Here is a 17202-nt window from a genome sequence, read left to right as displayed (position 1 = left end):
GCGCGGGCCTTTCTGTGTTTCAGGGAAAAACGATCACTTGGTGATCTGGAAGCTGCGGGTCAGGGGGGCAGCCAGATGGTTGCCGCCCAGGATGCAGACGGTCACCACATACCGGCCCGGCTCGGTGGGCGGGGTGGTGGTGCTGGAGTAGATCCGCCACTTGCTGGTAAAGCCGGAGTACAGATAGTGCACGCTGCTCTGATCCACGGTCACGTCGCCGTTGTAGCTCAGGGTAGCGCCAAAGTCAAAGGTCTTGGCCTGCTCGGCGGTCAGCTTGCCGTTGCTGATGGACTGGTTCCAGGTCAGCCGGCTGCCGCTGGTGCGCATCTTCACCAGCACAAAGCCCACGCCTACGCCGGTCTCGTAGTTCTTGCTGTCGGTCACCGCAGCCACGGTGTACAGGCCCGCCCGGTTGGGGGTACCAAAGGAGATCCGCAGGCTGTCCGCCACCGAGGGCAGCTGGTTGATGATGCTCAGGATCTGGCCAAAGGTGCCGGTGTCGATGTTCAGCTTGTCCAGCAGATCCAGCAGTTCCTGGGTGCTGAACAGTTCCCGCAGCTCGCCCACGGTCACGCCGTCGTTGAGCATCTGGGTAAAGCTCTTGCCGTACAGCTTTTCCACGATCGGATCCAGCACTTTCAAAAACAGCGAACTGGTATACCGTTCGGGCAGATCCAGATACAGCCCGCCGCTCACGCTGCTGGTCACGCCGGCGTACACGGTGTACAGATCAAACTTGTCGGCGGGATCGGTGGTAACAAAATCCTCGGGAAGCGCCTCGTCGGCAAAGATGTTGGTGGAGTGCACGGTCACCTTCACGGTGGCCTTGTTCACGGTCACCGTTCCCTCGGTGTACCCGCTGGGACGGTATTCGGCACTGCCCTTGTACTCAACCCGTACCGCCTGGGCTTCGCCGGCGCCCATGGAGGGATACCGGCCCAGCACGGTGCCGCCCAGTTCATAGGTTTCGCCCTCGATGGGTACCCACTTGGTCAGCAGATCGCTGTCGATCATATCGCCCAGGCCCAAATCCGTGCCGCTTTCCAGATCGGTCAGCTTGGCCTTGTATTCGATTGTAAAATCGTCCAGGGTCAGGGTTTCCCGGGCGGGCAGGGTGGAGTTCTCCCAGTCGATCAGGTTGTCAAAGATGGCCTGTTCCATCACGGCCGGGTCCATGTTGTAGGTGAAGAAAACCCCGTCCTTCAGCACCACGGCGCTGACAAGGCGGCTGTCGGTGGTGGTTACATCCACAACCACCTCGCCGCCCCGGTATTCCCGGCTGCCGGGCCAGGAGATCCGGATCTCCCAATTGCCGGTGCCGAACTTGATCAGCCCGGTCAGATCGGTTTCGTTCAGGGGCTTGAAGCTGTCGGTGCCGCCAATTCTGTCCACGTTGTACTCCACCGTCACGTCCGCGGCGGTCAGCGCCGGGGTGGTGGAAGCCACCACAGCCTCGTAGATGGCGGCGGCGGTAGCGTCGTAGTCGTAGCCCTGGTCGTCGGTGAACACCATGCCCACTTCATAGGGGCTATCGTTCAGCACAAACTCCACGGCGGGACGATCGTTCACGGTCAGGGTAGCCTCGATCGTCGTGGGGGCATAGTCCTTGTTGCCGGGCCAGCTGATGCGCACCTTCTGCTGGCCGGCGGAGATGGCGGGGTAGCCAAGACCGCCCACAACAGCCTGACCCTCAAGAGGCAGCCACTTGGAATCCAGCTCGGTAATGCCTTTGTAGTAGTATTCAATGGTCACATTGTCGGCGGTGAGCACATCGGAAGAAGCCACCACCGCGTTGAAGATAGCGGTGCGCAGCGCCGCGTAATCCACATTCAGCGCCTCGTCCACCGCCAGGGTCACCGCATCGGGGGTCTCCTTGAGGGTGTAGGAGGCTTCGGGCCGCTCGGTCACGGTGATGGTGGTTTCGGCGGAAGCCCCCTTGACCGTTTCGGTACCGGCATAGGAGATGCGGATCTTCTGTTCACCTGCGGAGATGGCGGGGTAGGTCAGGGTATCCTTACCGCCCTCCAGAGGCATCCAAGCCTTGCCCAGGTCACCCACCGCGCCGGTGATCGCGGTTGCATAGTACTCAATGGTCACATCCCCCACGGCTAGTTCCGGGGTGGTGGAAGCCACTACCTGGTTGAAAATGCTGGCGCGCAGGGCGTCAAAATCCACCGTTGCGTCCGCCGTGTAGGGCAGCGCCACCTCCATGCTCTCGTTCAGGGTGATGGACGAGGACAGCTTAGCAGCTTTGGTCAGGGTGACCTCGGCGGTAGTTCCGGCCAGTCGGATCTGATAGTTGCCGTCACCATTGTCAGCCAGGGCGGGATGGGTGAAAGTCGTGGGGACGAACACCACATTTTTCTCACTGGTAAAACCGTTGATTGAGCCCCAGGCGTCATTGGTGAGCAGCCCGTTTTTGCCGGTGCAGTAATACTCCCACTCCAGGCTCTGCGGGTTAAGCCCCTCCTTGTTCACCACCAGGGCATCGAACAGGGCCTGTTTCACGGTCGCCTCGTCGGCATCGGCCGGGATAATCGCCATGCCGTCTGTCAGCTCCGCATCCGGGCCCTCCTCCGCAACGGGGGCTTCGTCCTGCGTCTGCACCGCTTCCGGCTGGGCCGGGGCAGCGGCATCGTCCGCCAGCGCGGTCACGGGCAGAGCCTGCATCATCAGCAGGGTCGCCAGCAGGCCGGCCAGCATCTGTTTTGCTTTGCGCATCCTGTAAATTCCTCCTCTTTTCTACTTTAGCGCGCCCGCGCGCGGGCGCCGTGCTCTATTCTATCACCAGTTTCCGGCGTGACAATATACAGTTCTGTAAAGAAACTGTACATTTTGATTCATCCTTGGTACTGATTTTGCATGATATTAACAAATATAAAGAAGCAATATAACTGGTGTGAAATATTAACCAAAAAGGCGCGGCGGGCAGGCCCTCTTTTCATTTACCGGGGGCTTTGGTATAATGCTAATTGTGAGAGTTTGCGGCATTGTCCGCTTGAAAAATATCCCCGTGCCGCCTGGGCGCGGGCAGGAGGTAGGAAATCACTATGTTATACCGCGATTTGCAGGCCAGCCCGGAGATTCTGCAAGCGGTGGAGCGGATGGGCTTCACCGAGATGACCGAGGTGCAGGAAAAAGCCATTCCGGAGATGATGGCCGGCCACGATATCACCGCCAAAGCCCCCACCGGCACCGGCAAGACCTGTGCGTTCGGTATTCCGCTGATCGAGCGGCTGGATAAGGAAAAGGCCGTGCCCCAGGCGGTGGTGCTGGCCCCCACCCGGGAACTGGCCCGCCAGATTGCGGACGATCTGCGGGATCTGACCCATTTTCTGCCCAGCGTGCGGGTGGCCTGCGTGTACGGCGGGGCCAACATGCAGGGCCAGGTGGACCAGCTGAAAAAGGGCTGCCAGATCGTGGTGGCCACCCCGGGCCGCCTGATGGACCACATGAAGCACCGCAGCATTGATGTAAGCGCCGTCACCACCGTGGTGCTGGACGAGGCGGACGAGATGCTGGATATGGGGTTCTACAAGGATGTGCGGCGGATCATCGATTCCATGAAAGCCCGCAAGATGCTGTGCATGTTCAGCGCCACCATCAGCCGGGAAGTCATGGACATCGGCTGGCTGTACCAGAAAGACCCGGTGGAAATCACCGTGCGTCCCGCCGAGGAAAGCCAGCCCAAGATCACCCAGTACACCCTGCTCACCACCGGCCGCAACAAGCTGGCGGATCTGGCCCAGATCATCATCGGCCAGGACCACAAGCGGGTGATGGTGTTCTGCAATACCAAGTTCACCACCGCGATCCTGACCAACCAGCTGGCCCGGCTGAACTTTGTGGCGGACTGCCTGCACGGGGATCTGAGCCAGGCCGAGCGCAACAAGATCATGAGCGCTTTCCGGGAGGGCAAGATAAACGTGCTGGTAGCCACCGACGTGGCCGCCCGGGGCATCGATGTGGATGACGTGGACGCAGTCATCAACTACGATGTGCCGCCCTCCATTGAGTACTACACCCACCGCATCGGCCGCACCGGCCGGGCCAAGCGCAGCGGCGTGTCCTACCTGCTGTATGTGGCCGAGGAGAAGCGCCGGGTGGAGGAGATGCTGCGCCTGACCCGCAACGCCGACCTGGCCATTCCGGTGCACTTTGACGAGGCCCACGAAAAACTCATCGAAGAGGAACGTTCCACCCAGGATAAGTTCCAGATCAAACAGTATTTTTAACCGATAAACCGGGGGAGACAACGCCTCCCCCGGCCCCCTGGAAAACGCGGGCCGGAAGAATCGGGCCCGCCTTGTTTTTGCCTGTTTTCTGCGGGGCGGCGATGGCCGGCCCGCTTGTTGGGGGTCTGGGGGACTGGTCCCCCGGATCGGCTCATTTTTGTTGCCGGGAGATTTTTCACAAATCTCTTGACCTTCCCCCGGGTGGAAGGTGTACAATGACCCCAACGACCAGCGAAGGGGGGACCGGATTGCAGATCAAAGAGGTGGAAGCCCGGGTGGGCGTCACCCGCAAGAATATCCGCTTTTATGAAAAGGAGGGGCTGCTGGCCCCCCGGCGGCAGGCGGGCAACGGATACCGGGACTATACCGAGGAGGAAGTGGCGCGGCTGGAGCGGATCAAGCTGCTTCGGAAACTGGACGTGCCGCTGGAGGAGATCGCGGCCATGCTGGACGGGCGCCTGACCCTGGCTCAGGGGATGCGGCGGCATCTGGTGACCCTGGAGCACCGGCAGGACAACCTGGCTACCGCCCGGGCGCTGAGCGAGCGCCTGGTGCAGGAGCCCGGCCTGCTGGAAGGCCTGGATGCCGGCGCCTATCTGAGCGAGATGGCCGCGCTGGAACGAAAGGGAGTGCGGTTTGTGAATGTGAAGAAGCAGGACAAAAAGCAGCGCACCCGGGGCGCGCTGCTGGCGGCGGGCACCTTTCTGGGGCTGATGGCGCTGCTGGAAGCGCTGATGGCCTGGGCCCTGTACACCGAACCGGCGCCGCTGCCCATTGCGCTGCTGGTTCTGGGCATACCGCCCGTGTTTGTTGTGGGCGCGCTGCTGGCGCTGCGCCAGCGTCTGCGCGAGATTGAAAGGAGCGAGATTGATGCTTATCGTGAATACTGAGAATATCCCCGGCCGCCGCTATGAAGTGCTGGGCCTGGTGCGGGGCAGCGTGGTGCAGAGCAAGAACTTCGGCAAGGACTTCATGAGCGCCATGAAAACCCTGGTGGGCGGCGAGATCGTGGCCTACACCGAACTGCTGCAGGAGGCCCGGCAGATCGCCATGGGCCGGATGGTCACCCAGGCGGAGGAACTGGGGGCGGACGCCATCGTCTGCCTGCGGTATGCCTCCTCCAGCGTGATGCAGGGCGCGGCCGAGGTGATTTCCTACGGCACCGCCGTGCGCTTTACCGACAAGTAACCAAAGGGGGACCGGATCATGGATAGTGTATCGCTTTTGGGATCGGCCTTCTGGCTGGGTGTGGGCGCTGTGTTCACCTTTCTGGTGCCCATCGTGCTGCTGGTGGTGCTGCTGGTGCGCCGGATGGTCAGCAGCAAACCGCTGGCGCTGGGCTTTGCGGCCTTTGGCGTCAGCCAGCTGGTGCTGCGCATTCCGCTGCTCAGCGTATTGAGCCTGTGGCAGCCCTACGTGGACTGGGCCACCGCCCACATGTGGCTGCAGCTGCTGCTGGTGGGCGGTTTGAGCGCGGGCCTGTTTGAGGAGACCGCCCGGCTGGGCGGCGCCTGCCTGCTGAACCGGAAAGGTTTTACCTACAAAGATGTGATCAGCTTCGGTTTGGGCCACGGCCTGTGCGAGGTGATCCTGCTGGTGGGGCTCAGCCAGATCAGCAGCATGGCCACCACCCTGGCAATAGCCTTTGCCCCCGAGATGATGCAGCAGGCGCTGGGCGCGCAGTTTGACCTGGTGATCAGCCAGCTGGCGGCGGTAAGCCCGCTGACCATCCTGCTGTCCCTGGTGGAACGGCTGGGCGCGGTGAGCCTGCACGTGTTCAACACGGTGCTGGTGTTCCGGGCGGTGCGGCAGCGCCAGCCGCTGTTCTACCTGGCGGCGCTGGCCGTGCACACCGCCGGCAACTTCCTGGTGGTGGCGGTCAACCTGACGGTGGGCGCTGTGCCCGCCGAAGGCCTGATGCTGCTGATCGGCGCGGCCTGCCTGGCCGGTACGCTGGCCGGCCGCAAGGCGTTTGCCCAATAACAATACAGCAAAACGGGGCGCATCCCATCACAGGATGCGCCCCGTTTTTTTATCGTTTTGCCAGCCTTTGCGCCGCCAGGGCCGCGGCCCAGAGCAGCCCTGCCCCCAGCGGCAGCAGCGCCGGCATGGTGCCGTCCGCCCAAAGCAGGTACCAGCTGGGCGGCAGCGCCCGGCTGAGCGGTGTCAGCGCCGGGGCATAGCGGGTCACGTCCAGCAGCGCCGGGCAGAGCAGCACACAGCCCACCGCCAGCCAGGGCAGCGCCAGTGCCCCCATGTCCGGCCCGGCGGGCAGCGCCGCCCAGAGCAGCGCCAGCGCCGGAACCGCCAGACAGAGCGGCCCCAGCCCGGCAAGCTGCCGCCCCACCGGGCCAAAGCCGGGCAGCCGTGCCGCGGCCAGTGTCCCCAGCAGGCAGAGGGCCAGGGTATACAGGGTGCTTTCCGCCAGCAGCGGGGCTTCCAGCGCCGCCCTCCCGGCCAGGGGACGGGCCCGGCGGTACCAGCCGCTCTGCCGCAGGCTTTTCAGGCTGCCGCCGGTCAGCAGCGCCCGGGCGGTCACCAGAATCCCCAGCGCCAGCCGGGCCAGCGCCCCGGCCCAGCCCGCGGCCCCCAGGCTGGCCAGGCTGCCGCCTCCCTCCACCGTCAGGATCATGGGGGAGCGGTTGGCCAGCTGCCCGGTCAGGCGCCCGGCCCAGCGGGATTCCTCGTCTGCGGGGATCAGCCTGGCCTCCGCCAGCCAGGCCGCGGCCAGCGCGCCGGACCGCTGCCCCAGCACCGCCGCCGCCAGCTGTTCCCGGGCGGGGGCGGCCAGCAGGCTGCCCGGGTGGGTCAGCTGCAAAAACTGCGGGTCGTCCGGTGTGCCGGTCAGCACAAAGGCACAGTCCCACAGCCCGGCCGCCACCTGCCGCCGGGCCTCCTGTTCGGTGCAGGGGCGGTATTCCACCGGGGCGGTCTCCAGCTGCGCCCAGACTGCCTGCCCGAACCCGGTGTCCGCGGGCAGGCACAGGCCCACCACCGGGTCGCCGCCCGCCGCGCCGGGAACAAATCCCAGCGCCCACAACGCCAGCGGCACCGCCAGCAGCCCGGCCAGTGCCCCCGGCCGCAGCCATCGGCGCAGCCGCCGCCCCAGCGCGGGGAGAATATAGCCGGTCAGCATGGGGCGGTCCTCCTTCCCGCGCGGCGGGCGCCCAGCGCCAGCGCCGCGGCACACAGGACCAGCCCCCATACGGCCAGCGCGGCCCATTCCGCCGTCGGGGCCCGGTGACCCAGCGGCACGGCCAGCACCGTGCGCAGCAGCGCGGGCGGCGTCCAGCGGCCCACCGCCCACAGCCAGCCGGGCAGCAGCACCGGCGGCAGCACGCAGCCCGCCGCCAGGGCCGAAGCCCCGGCCAGCCCCAGGGCCAGCGCCCCGGCCCGGCTTCGGCTGGCAGCCGGGCCGCAGCACAGCCCGGCAAACCCCGCCGCCGTCAGCGCGGCCAGCGCCGCCGGAGCCAGACAGGCCAGCGGGGCCCGGCTGTATACCGCCAGCGGCAGAAAGAACAACACAACATACAGCCCGAAGGCACAGACCAGCCCGGCCCCCGCCGGGGCCAGGGGAGACAGCCCCACCGCCCGGGCCCGCTGCCACAACGCCGCCTGCTCTCCGCCGCCCAGGCAGGGCCAGAACAGCGGCGCGCAGAGCAGCAGCAGGCAGGCCAGCGTGCCCAGGGCGTAGTGCTCCGCCGGGGGCAGCGCGGCGGCGGCCAGCGTTTCGGTGCGGAACATCCGCCCCCGCTCCAGCACCGCCCGGGCAAAGGCCAGGTTCACCCCGGCCACCGCCTGGTCCCGGGTCAGGGGCGGGTCGGGAATTTGATCATAGGTTTCCAGCGCCGCGTAGATGCCCGCCTGGCTGTCGGTAAGCAGGGCGGCGGCCGTCTGGCCCATCCAGGCGGTCAGCGCCCCTTCCAGCGGCAGGCCCGGGGCGGTTTCCAGCGTGGGGGAGCGGTTCTCCCCGTTCAGGATGCTGGCCAGAAAATCCTCCGGCAGCCATACCACCCCGGCCGCTTCCCCCGCCGCCAGGGCACGCCGGGCCTCGTCCGGGCCGGCGGCGGAAAACCGGCACCAGCTGGCCAGTTCGCCCATCCGGCCCAGCAGCCCGGCCAGGGTTTCCGCTTCGGCCTGGGCTTCTTCGCTCTCGCCGGTCAGCAGCACCGTCAGCACCGGCGCGTCTGCGTCCCGGCTTGCCAGCGCGGCCCCGGCACCCGCGGCCAGACCCCAGGCCAGCAGGCACAACACAAACAGCGCCGCCCCCAGGCGGCGCTGCCGTTTGACCATCCAGCCTGTCAGTGCCAGAAATCCGCGCATAGCGTCCTCACCACATGTTGCTGCCGGTCAGCGGCGCGTAGACCATGGAGTTGTACTCACCCAGCAGACTGAACAAAAATTCCTGCACTTCGATGTCGCTCATGTCGTTGAGCAGGGTGGGGGTGTACGACAGTTCGTCCAGAGGCTCACCGGGGGCGATGGACAGGCTGGTGCTCAGCCGCAGGGCCATGCCGTTTGCTTCCATGGACAGATCGCTCAGATCCACCGTCAGGGTCTGGGCGTCCGGATCGGCCAGCCAGCTGCCCGCGGCCGCCAGGCGGATCGTGCCGCCCCAGCCGTCGTCGATCAGCATTTCAGCGCTCAGGTTTTCGTCCGCCTTCTTGCTGTCCAGATCCAGGGTAAAGGTAACCGGGGTCTCCCCGTACAGGGTTATCCGGCCGCTGGTGGTCAGATGCCCGTCCGGGGCGGTGTGGGCGCCGTTCATCTCAAGAACCGTCACCTCCGTGCCGTCGTCGGCCAGCGCCCGCAGCGCCAGCACGTCCAGCAGGGTGCCGTCCATGCCCAGCTCCAGCTGCAGCACGCCGCCGTCCTGATCCACGGTCACCCGCACAACCTGCTTGTCCCGGATCAGAAACTCCATATTCAGCGTTTCGGGCAGATCGGCCAGCAGGCTGTCCAGCGACTGGCGCAGGCTGTCCATCGTCAGCGAGGGATCGCTCATCATCAGGGATTTCAGAACTTCAGCCACATTGGGGTCGGCCAGCAGGGCGTCGGCGCAGGCGTTTGCCCATACGGTCAACGCCTCCCGGGGGGCGGACACCGTCACCTGATCCAGCTTCCGGTCCTGGCCCTGGGCGTTCACCGTCATGCCCTTTTCCCGGTCGATCTCCACCTCGTCCAGCAGGGTGCGGGTGGCTTCCCACATTGCGTCGGTGGTGGCAGGGTCCAGCGGCTTGCCGGTTTCCAGCCAGTTGTAGCTGTCGGCATAGGGGGCCAGATCCATCTCCGGGTCCAGGGCTTCGCTGCCCAGCAGCCGGTTGATCTGGGCGCCAAAGCCCTCGTTGAGGGTGCCGTACCATCGGCCTGTGGTCAGCTGGGGCGAGGCAAAGGCGATCATCTCGTCATCCAGCCACACATCCATCAGCAGCACCGTGAAATCCCCCATATCCAGGGTATAGGTGAACCAAGACCGCCGGGCTTCCAGATCGCTCTGGCTCCGGACCGTAAACTGCAGCCCTTTCAGCATGTCGGCCTCCGGCCCGTCCACGGGCAGCTCTTCCAGCCGCACCGACTGGGTGATGACCGACTGCTCGATGGCCCGGTTCAGCCCCAGGTTTTTCTGCAGGGTCTCCTGCTCCTGTGCCAGTGTCGTGCCGGTGTTCACCAGGCTGTCAAACAGGTACACCGCCGGGTTCATCGCCCGCAGCAGGGCGGGCACCCCCAGCGCCAGCAGCAGGATCACCACCACGGCCGCCGCCGCAAGCCCCACCCACAGGCCGGTGCGCCGTTTGCGGGGCGGTGTGGCCGGGGCTGCCGGGGTAGCTACCGCCCCGGTTTCCGGGTCCGCGCCCCGCACGCCGGGCATCAGCACCGTGTCCGCCGGTCCGGCAGAGACCGGTTCCGCCGCCGGAGCGGTGACCGGCGTACCGCACTTTGTGCAGAACCGCTGGCCCTCTTCCAGCGGGGTGCCGCATCGTTTGCAGATCATACCAAAATCCTCCTTTTGCGTCTTTTCTTCTTTTCTCTATGGCAGCCGGGCGCATCCGCGCCGGTTGTCTTTATACCGGGCGGCCGTTCTCCAGCCGCAGCCGCGCGCCGCACAGCCCGGCCAGATCGGCCTCGTCGTGGCTGCACAGCACCAGGCACCCGCCGCCGGGCAGGTAGACCTGCCGCAGCCAGGCGGTCAGCCGGGCGCGGGTGTCCGCGTCCAGCGGGGCAAAACTCTCGTCCAGCAGCAGGCAGGCGGGCCGGGCGCACAGGGCCATGGCCAGGCTTACCCGGCGGCTCATCCCGCCGCTCAAAGCGCCGCAGCGCAGCCCCCGCAGCTCATCCAGCGCCAGCAGCTGCCGCAGCTGGGCATCCATCGGGCCGCGCAGCCCGCACAGCCCACGCCACAGCCGCAGCACCTCGTCGGTGGTGGCGTCGGGGGGCAGCGCGTCCTGCTGGGGCACATAGCCCAGCTTCCGGCGCAGGAAATCCCGGTCACCCCGCACGTTTTTTCCCTGCCAGAGCACCTGCCCGCTGTCGGGGGCTTCGGTCTGGGCCAGCAGCCGCAGCAGGGTGCTCTTGCCCGAACCGTTGGGCCCGCACAGCCCCAGACATTCCCCGGGCGGCACAGCAAAGCTGACACCGGCCAGCACGGTGCGCGTCCCATACCGTTTGCACAGTTCCACCGCCTGCAGCAACGCTGTTCCCTCCCTTTTGCATAATAAAGCATGGCACACCGTTATACTAGCACCTTTCCGCAGATCCCGCAACTGCTGCCGGTGGGGAACAATCCCAACTTTGCACAGAAACTTCACATCTCTGCCCGCCGGATTTCACAATTACGGCGTATAGTAACACCGTCAAATACGCGTTACAGAAAAAAAGAGGGAAATTGAGGGGGGATTCATCATGCAGACCGTAAAAGCCGGGCTGAGCCGTCTGGGCGGCTGGGCGGGCCGTCATAAAAAGCTGTTGATCGCGCTGGCGATCCTGGTGGTGCTGGCGGGGGGTCTGGCCGTCTGGAAGCTGCGGGCCCGGCCTGCCGCCGCCGGCCAGACCGTCGAATACGTGCGCACCGTGACCCTGAGCCGGGGCAGCCTGGACGACGTGGTCAGCGCCACCGGCACGGTGGAGAGCGCGGACGTGTCCACCGTGACCACCGAACTGAAATACACCGTCCAGGAAGTGCTGGTAGCGGTGGGCGACTCGGTGCAGGAGGGGGACGTGATCTGCAAGCTGGATACCTCCGAACTGGAAAACCAGATCGAAAAGCTCAAGGAGAGCCTGGCCGACCAGACCGCCCAGCTGCAGAAGCAGTACGACCAGGCGGTGGCCAGCCGGGACGAGGCCAAGTATGCCCTGGATGAGGCCTACACCAGCCAGAGCCGGGCCCAGAGCAGCTACAACAGCGCCAAGAGTGCCTACGACAGCATTGTAAATGAAATTGCCGCCTACCAGAGCGCCTACGACACGGCCCTGGCGGAGTACCAGGCCCTGCTGAAAGAGAGCGAACCGGGCCAGCTGCCGTCGGCGTCTTCCGACCCGGCGGCCAGCCAGCCCCAGGACGGCACGGCAGTGACCCAGGAGGAGAGCCTGGCCGACAAGATCAGCGCGGCCAAGGCGAAGCTGGATGCCGCCGAGGCGGAGCTGAACACCATGAAATCCGGCCTGGGCTACACCGCGGCGCAGCAGGCCTACACCAGTGCGGAACAGAGCCTGAACAGCGCCAACACCGCCTACAGCCAGGCCCAGAAAACCTACGACAGTGCCCAGGACGCGGTGAACACCGCCGCGGAAAACCTGGCGGACGGCGGCGAGAGCGATGAGCTGGAGCAGCTGTACGAGCAGGTGGAGAACTGCACCCTGCGGGCCAAGACCGCCGGCAAGGTGACCAGCCTGGACGCCATCGTGGGCAGCCTGCCCGGAACCACCGTGGCCACCATCCAGGATACCGGCAGCCTGAAGATCAGCATCAGCATCCCGGAATATGACATCGAGAGCGTATCGGTGGGCCTGCCGGTGCGGATCACCACCGACGTGACCGACGAGACCTTTACCGGCACCGTCAGCCAGATCTCGCCCACCGCCACCGGCGGCGGGTCCTCCTCCAGCCAGTTCGCGGCGGAGGTGCTGGTGGACGGCAGCCCCGAGGCGCTGCGCATCGGCACCAACGCGTCGGTGGAGATCATCCTGTCCTCCACCGAGGATGTGTTCACCGTGCCGCTGGACGCCATCGGCCAGGATGAGAGCGGCCAGGACGTGGTCTACCTGCAGACCGGCACCGATGAGGCGGGCGACCCCACCTTTGAGCCGGTTCCTGTGACGGTGGGGGCCACCAACGATTACTACGCCGAGGTCAGCGGCGAGGATCTGACCGAGGGCGCGGTGGTGCGCGCCGCCGCCGACCCGGCCCAGGCCGTCAGCCAGATCACCCTGCCCACCGATGAGGAGATGAGCGGGGAGATGACCGGCGGGCCCTCCATGAGCGTGCAGGTAGGCGGCATGGCCGGCGGCGACATGGGCGGCGGTATGGCCGCGGCCCCCGTTATGGGAGGCTGAGCCATGGCCCCGATCATTCAGATGCACGGCATCGTAAAACGCTATTTTGAGGGCCGCCCCAATGAACTGGAGATCCTGCACGGCATCGACCTGACGGTGGAAAGCGGCGAGTTCGTGGCCATCGTGGGCGAGAGCGGCAGCGGCAAAAGTACCCTCATGAACATCATCGGCGCGCTGGACGTGCCCACCGCCGGGGAGTATATCCTGGACGGGGTGGACGTGACAAGCGCGCGGGACAGCGCCCTGTCCGATATCCGCAACCGCAAGATCGGGTTTGTGTTCCAGACCTTCAACCTGATCGGGCGTACCAGCGCCCAGAAAAACGTGGAACTGCCCATGCTCTACGCGGGGCTGCCGGCCCGCAAACGGGCCCGCCGCGCCGCCGAACTGCTGGCCGAGATGGGCATGAGCGAGCGTGCCCGCCACCAGCCCAACGAGCTGAGCGGCGGCCAGAAACAGCGGGTGGCCATCGCCCGCGCCCTGGCCAACGACCCGGCCATCCTGCTGGCCGACGAGCCCACCGGCGCGCTGGATTCCGCCACCAGCCGGATGGTCATGGACATCTTTCACCGCCTGCACGAGGAGCAGGGCAAGACCATCGTGCTGATCACCCACAGCCAGGAGCTGGCCGCCGAGTGCCAGCGCATCCTGACCCTGAAGGACGGGCGCTTTGTGTCCGAGCGGAAAGGGGGGCGGCCCCATGGCCTTGTGGGATAACATCCGGCTGGCCTTTGCCAGCCTGTGGGCCGGCAAGCTGCGGGCGCTGCTGACCATGCTGGGCATCATCATCGGCATCGGCGCGGTGATCGCCATTGTCACGGTGGGCAATTCCCTCACCGGCAGCATCACCAGCAGTTTGTCCGGCTTCGGCATCAACAACATCACCGTCAGCCTGGAACAGAAGGATGAAGACAGCGGATATTCCGTGATCTCCATGGGCCGGGGCGCCGCCATGATAAGCGGCGGGGGCGGGCTGATGTTCGGCCCCAGCGCCCCGTCGGAAGAGGACCTGCTCACCGACGGGATGATCGCCGAATACAAGGAAGCCTTCGGCGACCGGGTGGCGGGGGTGGCCTGCACCCAGTCGGTGGGCAGCGGCACCGTCACCCAGGGTGAAACCAGCGTGACGGTGAGCGCCAGCGGCGTCAACGCGGACTACACCGCCGTCAACGATGTGGAGATGCTGGCGGGCCGGTTCATCCTGGATACCGACGGGGACCGGGCGCTGGCGGTGGTGAGCGATCTGTTCTGCGAGAGCGTGTTCGGCGCGGCCGACGACTCGGTGCTGGGGCAGAGCTTCACCATCACCCTGAACGGCGTCACCCAGCGGTTCTATGTGGCGGGCGTGTATGAGTACGGCGAGGACGCGGTGGCCAGCCTGACCGGCAGCGACCCGGTCACCGACCTGTATATGCCGCTGGCAGTGGCCAGGCGGCTGGCCGGGGCGGACGAGGGCTGCCAGCAGTTCACGGTGGCCGCCGCCGACGGCACCGACACCAGCACCCTCATGGAGCAGACCGAGGAATTCTTTGCCAGCTACTACACCCGGAATGAAAGCTACACGGTGGGGGCTTCCAGCATGGAGAGCATGCTGGAGGAGATGACCGGCATGCTGGGCACCGTGACCCTGGCCATCAGCGCCATTGCCGCCATCAGCCTGCTGGTGGGCGGCATCGGGGTCATGAACATCATGCTGGTCAGCATCACCGAGCGCACCCGGGAGATCGGCACCCGCAAGGCGCTGGGCGCCCGCAGCAGCGCCATCCGGCTGCAGTTCGTCACCGAGGCGGTGGTGATCTGCCTGGTGGGCGGCGTGCTGGGTGTGGCGCTGGGCATCGGCCTGGGCGCCGCGGGCGCCAATCTGCTGGGCTACGCGGCCCGGCCCACAGTCTCCTCCATTCTGCTGGCGGTGGGCTTCTCCATGGCCATCGGCGTCTTTTTCGGGTACTATCCGGCGGGCAAGGCCGCCAAAATGGACCCCATCGAGGCGCTGCGCTACGAATGATATTTCCGATTCGACCTGTGCGCCGGCTGGTTTCGGCGCCGGCGCGCGGTGTCGGCTCCTTTTCTTCTTTTCTTTTCTTTTCTTTGCGAAAGGACGCGTCTGCTTCGGCGGGCGCGTCCTTTCGTGCTGTGTGCTTGCAATTCATGCGCCGGTGGTCTATTATAAAAAATTGTAAAATCAATGTAAAAGAGGAGGCACAGTACGTGATGCTGCATTTGCCCGCACGTAAACCCGTGCCCGAGGGGTACTTGTTTTCCAACGAGGCACTGATGGCCCTGATGGTGCCGCTGGTGATCGAACAGTTCCTGGCCGCCGCCGTGGGTATGGCCGATACCATGATGGTCTCCCGGGCGGGGGAGGCCGCCATCTCCGGCGTAAGCCTGGTGGATATGATCAACAAGCTGATCTTTCAGCTGCTGGCGGCGCTGGCCACCGGCGGCGCGGTGGTCACCAGCCAGTTCCTGGGGGCCCGGGCCCGGCACAAGGCGTCGGATTCCGCCGGGCAGCTGGTGCTGCTCAGCGCCCTGGCGGGCACCGGCATCATGCTGTTCACACTGGCGCTGGCCCATCCGATGATGCGGCTGTTCTTTGGCCAGATCACCGACGACGTGATGGCCGCGGGCCTTTTGTATCTGCGGATCGTGGCCCTGAGCTATCCGTTCCTGGCGCTGTACAATGCGGGGGCGGCGCTGTTCCGCAGCATGGGCAACAGCAAGGTGTCCATGCAGGTCAGCGTGCTGGTCAACGTGCTCAACGTGATCGGCAACGCCATCTGTGTGTTCGGCCTGGGCATGGGGGTGGCCGGCGTGGCCATTCCCAGCCTGATCAGCTACATCGTGGGCGCGGCGCTCATGCTCTGGCTGCTGCGCAGCCCGGACATGCCCCTGCCGGTGGCCTTTACCGCCCGGCTTCGGGGGGATATGGCGCGCAGCATCCTGGGCATCGGCATCCCCAGCGCTATGGAAAACAGCGTGTTCCAGCTGGGGCGGATCGTGGTGATCAGCATGATCTCGCTGTTCGGCACGGTGCAGATCGCCGCCAATGCGGTGGCCAACAACCTGGACGGTCTGGCCATCATCCCCGGCCAGGCCTACGAGCTGGCCATGATCGCGGTGGTGGGCCGGTGCATCGGCGCCCGGGATATGCGCCAGGCCCGGTACTATACCGGCCGCCTGATGAAGGGCAGCTATCTGAGCCTGGCCGCGGTCAGCCTGGTGATGCTGGCGGGTCTGCCGCTGCTGCTGGGCCTGTATGAAATCTCCGACGCCACCTGGCAGCTGGCCTGGCTGCTGGTGGTGATCCACCTGACGGTGGGCATGCTGATCTGGCCGGCCAGCTTTGTGCTGCCCTGTGCGCTGCGTGCCGCCAACGACGTGAAATTCCCCATGTGGGTGAGCATCCTGTCCATGGTGATCTGGCGGCTGGGCTTCAGCTATCTGCTGGCCGTGCGGATGGAGTGGGGCGCGGTGGGCGTCTGGATCGCCATGGTGGTGGACTGGGTCTGCCGCACCATCTGCTTTGTGGGCCGCTGGAAGAGCGGCCGCTGGGAACACTTCTATAAAGAAAAGGAGACCGTATGAAGCTGATCAGCTGGAATGTAAACGGCCTTCGGGCCTGCCTGGGCAAGGGCTTTGCCGAGACCTTTGCAACCCTGGACGCGGACGTGTTCAGCGTGCAGGAGACCAAGATGCAGCCGGGGCAGGCGGATTTTGCCCCGGAAGGCTACACCGAATACCTGAGCAGCGCCGAGAAGAAGGGGTATTCCGGCACTGCCTGCTGGACGCGGGTGGCGCCGCTGTCGGTGCGGTACGGCATCGGGCCGGAGATCCACAGCCATGAGGGCCGGGCCATCACCCTAGAATTTGAAAAATTCTACCTGGTCAACGTGTATACCCCCAATTCCCAGGAGGGGCTGGCCCGGATCGACTACCGCATGCAGTGGGAGGACGATCTGCGCGCCTATTTGTTGGAGCTGGACAAGCACAAGCCGGTGGTGCTCTGCGGCGATCTGAACGTGGCCCACAACGAGATCGACCTGAAAAACCCCGGCCCCAACCGGGGCAGCGCGGGCTTTTCGGATCAGGAGCGGGCCAAGATGACCGAGCTGCTGGCAGCGGGCTTTGTGGACAGCTTCCGCCATCTGCACCCGGACGCCACCGGGGCCTACAGCTGGTGGAGTTACCGGTTCAACGCCCGCAAGAACAACGCGGGGTGGCGCATCGACTACTTTGTGGTGTCCCGGCGGCTGGCCGACCGGATCACCCGGGCGGAGATCCTGCCCCAGGTGATGGGCAGCGACCACTGCCCGGTGCTGCTGGAGCTGGAATTGTAAAATCAACAAATCGGGCGCGGAATGTATTGCATCCCGCGCCCGATTCGTATATAGTATAGGCAGTGTGCCTTTCGGCGCAT

The 17202-nt window shown here is 65.5% G+C and carries 14 protein-coding genes; 9 read left to right on the top strand and 5 right to left on the bottom strand.

The features are described from left to right. Positions 1 to 33: 33 nt before the first annotated feature. On the bottom strand, positions 34 to 2721 hold the full coding sequence (locus tag B5E65_RS12955; RefSeq protein WP_242957555.1) for a hypothetical protein: 2688 nt from the start codon (positions 2719 to 2721) through the stop codon (positions 34 to 36). Between the two features lie 329 nt (positions 2722 to 3050). Here B5E65_RS12955 and B5E65_RS12950 point away from each other — a divergent pair, with 329 nt between their 5' ends. From B5E65_RS12950 to B5E65_RS12935, 4 genes are all read left to right on the top strand, one after another. Beyond that, positions 3051 to 4235: a DEAD/DEAH box helicase gene (locus tag B5E65_RS12950; RefSeq protein ID WP_087172189.1), complete on the top strand. Its 1185-nt coding sequence runs from the start codon at positions 3051 to 3053 to the stop codon at positions 4233 to 4235. Between the two features lie 248 nt (positions 4236 to 4483). Next, the gene (locus B5E65_RS12945) at positions 4484 to 5125 is read left to right on the top strand and encodes a MerR family transcriptional regulator (RefSeq protein ID WP_087172188.1); all 642 of its coding nucleotides are present in this window, start codon (positions 4484 to 4486) and stop codon (positions 5123 to 5125) included. Continuing rightward, the gene (locus B5E65_RS12940) at positions 5106 to 5423 is read left to right on the top strand and encodes a heavy metal-binding domain-containing protein (protein ID WP_087172187.1); all 318 of its coding nucleotides are present in this window, start codon (positions 5106 to 5108) and stop codon (positions 5421 to 5423) included. Before B5E65_RS12945 ends, B5E65_RS12940 begins: the two co-directional genes overlap by 20 nt. Before the next feature lie 18 nt (positions 5424 to 5441). Continuing rightward, positions 5442 to 6218, top strand: a complete 777-nt coding sequence (locus B5E65_RS12935; protein WP_087172186.1) for a YhfC family glutamic-type intramembrane protease — start codon at positions 5442 to 5444, stop codon at positions 6216 to 6218. A 49-nt stretch (positions 6219 to 6267) separates the two neighbouring features. On the opposite strand, the gene B5E65_RS12930 is transcribed toward B5E65_RS12935, so the two are convergent. The 4 genes from B5E65_RS12930 to B5E65_RS12915 form a co-directional block, all read right to left on the bottom strand. Beyond that, entirely contained in the window at positions 6268 to 7371 is a 1104-nt protein-coding gene (locus B5E65_RS12930; protein ID WP_087172185.1) for a hypothetical protein, read from the bottom strand. Then, on the bottom strand, positions 7365 to 8558 hold the full coding sequence (locus B5E65_RS12925; RefSeq protein WP_087172184.1) for a YhgE/Pip domain-containing protein: 1194 nt from the start codon (positions 8556 to 8558) through the stop codon (positions 7365 to 7367). Before B5E65_RS12925 ends, B5E65_RS12930 begins: the two co-directional genes overlap by 7 nt. Before the next feature lie 7 nt (positions 8559 to 8565). Continuing rightward, positions 8566 to 10227: a zinc ribbon domain-containing protein gene (locus tag B5E65_RS12920; RefSeq protein WP_087172183.1), complete on the bottom strand. Its 1662-nt coding sequence runs from the start codon at positions 10225 to 10227 to the stop codon at positions 8566 to 8568. Positions 10228 to 10297: 70 nt separating this feature from the next. Then, positions 10298 to 10924, bottom strand: coding sequence for an ABC transporter ATP-binding protein (locus B5E65_RS12915; protein WP_158098595.1), 627 nt, complete (start codon positions 10922 to 10924; stop codon positions 10298 to 10300). 211 nt (positions 10925 to 11135) lie between these two features. Between B5E65_RS12915 and B5E65_RS12910 the strand changes: the two genes are divergently transcribed. The 5 genes from B5E65_RS12910 (at position 11136) to B5E65_RS12890 (ending at position 17122) form a co-directional block, all read left to right on the top strand. Next, entirely contained in the window at positions 11136 to 12785 is a 1650-nt protein-coding gene (locus B5E65_RS12910; protein ID WP_087172181.1) for an efflux RND transporter periplasmic adaptor subunit, read from the top strand. 3 nt (positions 12786 to 12788) lie between these two features. After that, a complete protein-coding gene (locus B5E65_RS12905; protein WP_087172180.1) occupies positions 12789 to 13502 on the top strand; it encodes an ABC transporter ATP-binding protein in 714 nt (237 codons plus the stop codon). Then, complete coding sequence (locus B5E65_RS12900; RefSeq protein ID WP_087172179.1) at positions 13486 to 14790, top strand: ABC transporter permease; 1305 nt, start codon at positions 13486 to 13488, stop codon at positions 14788 to 14790. Before B5E65_RS12905 ends, B5E65_RS12900 begins: the two co-directional genes overlap by 17 nt. Before the next feature lie 206 nt (positions 14791 to 14996). Next, positions 14997 to 16370, top strand: a complete 1374-nt coding sequence (locus tag B5E65_RS12895; protein ID WP_087172178.1) for an MATE family efflux transporter — start codon at positions 14997 to 14999, stop codon at positions 16368 to 16370. Next, positions 16367 to 17122, top strand: coding sequence for an exodeoxyribonuclease III (locus B5E65_RS12890; protein WP_087172177.1), 756 nt, complete (start codon positions 16367 to 16369; stop codon positions 17120 to 17122). Before B5E65_RS12895 ends, B5E65_RS12890 begins: the two co-directional genes overlap by 4 nt. The last annotated feature ends 80 nt before the right edge of the window (positions 17123 to 17202 follow it).

This window comes from Gemmiger sp. An120, assembly GCF_002160955.1.
Taxonomy (GTDB): Bacteria; Bacillota; Clostridia; order Oscillospirales; family Ruminococcaceae; genus Gemmiger_A; species Gemmiger_A avium.
This window is presented reverse-complemented; position numbering and strand designations above follow the sequence as displayed.